We start from the raw sequence: 4102 nt of genomic DNA on the forward strand, positions 1-4102 counted from the left end.
GGCCCAGTCGGCCCGAAGCTGCGATTTTGGTCATCTTGGAGAACACGTCGGGAACGGGCTGGTTGTTGTTGACGATCGCCCATGCGAGGAACGACGTTCCGCTCCGATAAGGGAGCGGCGTTATGAGCCTTGGCGTTTCGAGTGGGGATCTGATCGGCTCCTGGAGCCTGAGTTTTTCGGACATCGCGTTCGTGACCGGCAAAGCGGAGACGGCACGACTGGGATTGGCGGTTCAGCTTAGATTTTTCGCCGGGCATGGCTTCTTTGTGCCGGATCATGCGTCGATACCCTCCGACGGTGTCTTGTATCTGGCGGAGCAACTTGGTCTCGATGCCAAATCCGTGAACCACTATGATTTTTCCGGGCGCACCGCCCGCCGGCATTGCGCGGAGATTTTGCGGCATCTCGGGTTCCGCCGTATGACGCAGACGGATCGCAGGGCGTTGTCGAGGTGGATTTCCGACGATCTTTGTGCGGGCGGGCAGCCGATCAATGCCATGCTCGAGCATGTTTTCCTGTGGTGCCGCGACCGCCGTATCTATGGGCCGTCGCGCAAGGAGCTGGAACGCCTCGTCCGTTCGCAACGACACCTCTATCTGGAGGCCCTGTTGGCCCGAGTCCGCGATCGGCTTGCGCCGGATGCGGTCGCCTTGCTGGAAGCCTCGCTCGCCGATCCCGATGGCCCGACCGGCTTCAACACGATGAAGGGGGATGCAGGTCAGGCGACGCTCGAAAACATTCTTGGCGTGACCGCCAAACTCGCCTTTATCCAACGGCTTGCTCTTCCCCGAGATTTCCTATCGGTCACGGGCAAGGCATGGGTCGATCAGATCGTTCGCCGGGTTGCCGGCGAGAAAGCCTCGGAGATGCGCCGGCATGTACCGGCGCGCCAGCTCGGGCTCTATGCCGTTTATCTGATGGCGCGGGAAGCTCAGCTTACGGATGCGATGGTCGACCTGCTGATCGAGACGGTCCATAAGATCGGATCGCGCTCGAAACGCAAGGTGGTGGGCGATATCGCGAAAGACATCGAGCGGGTCTATGGCAAGGAGCGACTCCTGGTCGAGATTGCCAGCGCTTCGATCGACGATCCATCCGGGCGCATCTGCGATGTCATTTTCCCAATCGCCGGCAAGGACAAACTGGCGGCGATCATCAAGGAAAGCCAGGCAAAGGGCGCCTTGGATCGGCGGATCTACAAGGTGATGCGGAGGTCATGGGCCAATCATTATCGCCGTATGCTGCCAAGCCTGCTTTCGGCACTGGAGTTCCGGTCGAACAACGCCGTGTGGCGTCCGGTGCTGGCGGCCCTGGACTGGATCAGAAGCAAAGTGGATGATGGATGCCGCTACGTGCCGCCGCACGCAGTGCCGGTCGACGAGGTCATTCCGGCGAGATGGCGCAGTTCCGTCATTGATGAAGAGGGGCGCGTAAACCGGATCAGTTATGAGCTTTGTGTCCTCGCGCAACTGCGCGATCGCATCCGTTCTAAGGAAATCTGGGTTGTCGGGGCGGACCGATACCGCAATCCCGATGACGATCTTCCCAAGGACTTCGATGCGCGGCGAGAAGCATATTACACAGGATTGAACCTGACGGCGGATGCGCGTGCATTTTCAAGCGCCATCCGGGAAGAGCTTGCTCAGGAACTGTTGCTCCTCAATGCCAATATTCCCCGGAACGACAAGGTTCGGCTGCTGTGGCGCGGCGAGAACCGTATATCTCTCACCCCGTTCAAACCCTTGCCCGAACCCAGGGGTCTCGCCTCGATCAAGACCGAGATCGGCCAACGCTGGCCGATGACCGGGCTGCTCGACGTACTGAAGGAGGCTGCCCTTGATACGGGACTTCTCGAAGCGTTCGAAACATCGGCCTCGCGTGTTGCACTGCCGAAAACCGCGCTGGATCAACGTCTCCTGCTATGCCTCTACGGCCTGGGAACGAATGCCGGGCTCAAGCGGATCGCCGGCGCCACCCCCGATGTCAGCTATGAAGAGCTGCTGCATGTCCATCGCCGCTTCGTTCATGCCGCGGCGCTCAAGGAGGCGTGTGCCAGGGTTGCGAATGCGACCCTGGCAATCCGCAATGCTGCAGTCTGGGGGGACGCCGGCACGGCCTGTGCGTCAGATTCCACAAAGTTCGGAGCCTGGGATCGCAACCTGATGACGGAATGGCATGCGCGTTATGGTGGACGGGGCGTCATGATCTACTGGCATGTCGAACGACGCGCGACATGCGTCTATTCCCAGCTCAAGCGCTGCTCTTCCTCCGAGGTCGCCTCCATGATCGAGGGCGTGCTGCGCCATTGCACCGACATGGAAATCCAGCGACAATATGTTGATAGTCATGGCCAAAGCGCGGTTGGCTTTGCATTTTGCCGGCTTCTCGGATTTGAGCTTGCACCCCGCCTGAAAGCGATCGCTCGCCAGAAGCTGGCTCTTCCCGATGTCGGCATGCGAACGCGGCTTCCCCACTTGCAGCCGATCCTCTCCAGTCCGATCAACTGGGATGAGATCGAGCAGCAATATGACGAGATGGTCAAATATGCAGCCGCGATGCAGACAAAAACCGCCGACCCGGAGGCGATCCTGCGCCGGTTTAGCCGCTCCGAGGTGATGCACCCGACCTACAAGGCGTTGAGTGAGCTGGGCCGCGCGGTCAAGACGATCTTCCTGTGCCGGTATCTGCGCGAGGAGTCCTTCCGCCGCGAAATTCATGAAGGCCTGAATGTCGTTGAAAACTGGAACAGTGCCAATGGGTTCGTTTTCTTCGGCAAGGGCGGCGAGATCGCCACTAACCGCATCGATGAGCAGCAGCTCTCGGTCCTGGCGCTACATTTGCTGCAAGCGTCGCTTGTCTATGTGAACACCCGAATGCTTCAGAGCGTGCTGGTGGAACCGAAATGGACGGGCCGGATGACGCCGGATGATTATCGCGGCCTCACACCGCTGATTTACAGCCACGTCAATCCTTATGGCCGCTTCGACCTCGATCTGAATAGCCGGATCGATTTTGGGCGGCTTGCTGCCTGACCGGGGCCTTTCCGCTCGCACCATTTGGGTGCACCCGAACGTGACGATCGGAAGTGACATATACGACATGTCACAAAAGGGTGGTTCCGTCACCAATGTTACTGTACGAGGGCAAAGCCACCCTAATGTGACGGATTTGCCCATGACCCGCGTCGGCTACGCCCGCGTCAGCACCATCGACCAGGATCTCGACATCCAGGTTGCCCGGTTGAAGGCAGCGGGCTGTGAAATCCTCCGCTCCGAAACAGGCTCGGGCGCATCGCGCACTGGACGCACGGAGCTTGAGACGATCATGCAGTTCCTGCGCGCCGATGACGAACTCGTCGTCCTGCGTCTCGATCGGCTCGGTCGCTCCACACGCGATGTTCTCAATCTGGTTCATGAACTCGACCAGAAGGGAGCCTCATTGCGGGTGCTTGAGCCGGAGGTGACGACGGCCGGAAGCATGGGGCGGATGGTGATCACCATTCTGGGCATGGTCGCGGACATGGAACTGACGTTCATCAAGGACCGGCAGCGCGCCGGGATCGAGGCGGCGCGCGCCGAAGGCGTCTACAAAGGCCGGAAGAAAAACATCGATGACGATGAAATCCGACGCCGGATCACCGCCGGCGCGAGCAAGGCCAGCGTCGCGCGCGACCTCAAGATCTCAAGAATGACCGTCTATCGGGCGCTTGACGTCATTCCTTCAAGGATCGGGCTGCCGGAAAAGCCGCCTTCTGTCACCATCGCCCTGCATCTGACCATCGAGAACTTCAACAAGCATGGTCGTGGCAGAAAGCCCGCTCGCGAGCGCATTGAGGCGATGCTGGAGCGGGATTACCAGATGCAAAAGACCGGGAACTGCGATTACACGCTGACCGTCGCCTATGATCAGGGTGCCGATGGCGTCAGCCTCGATGATGAGATCGCATCTCTCCAGACAGAGATGTTCAACATCGCAGAGAGCTACAGGTGCTCGATCGAGACCGATGTTTACGAGATTGGAGGACAAGAGCGAGCCTGGTAGATCGCCATGTTCAATCTTTGTTCTTCAACATGGCCAAAATCGCAGCTTCGGGCCGACTGGG

The 4102-nt window shown here is 59.6% G+C and carries 2 protein-coding genes; both read left to right on the forward strand.

Going from position 1 to position 4102, the window contains the following annotated elements; all coding sequences use genetic code 11:
* The first annotated feature begins 122 nt into the window (after positions 1-122).
* Positions 123-3032 (forward strand): Tn3 family transposase, encoded by a 2910-nt coding sequence (locus BHQ40_RS24195; RefSeq protein ID WP_006961814.1) that lies wholly within the window; start codon positions 123-125, stop codon positions 3030-3032.
* A gap of 142 nt (positions 3033-3174) precedes the next feature.
* A complete protein-coding gene (locus tag BHQ40_RS24200; RefSeq protein WP_006961816.1) occupies positions 3175-4041 on the forward strand; it encodes a recombinase family protein in 867 nt (288 codons plus the stop codon).
* The last annotated feature ends 61 nt before the right edge of the window (positions 4042-4102 follow it).

It is taken from the genome of Sphingobium phenoxybenzoativorans (genome assembly GCF_001757355.1).
In the GTDB taxonomy this organism is placed as follows: Bacteria; Pseudomonadota; Alphaproteobacteria; order Sphingomonadales; family Sphingomonadaceae; genus Sphingobium; species Sphingobium phenoxybenzoativorans.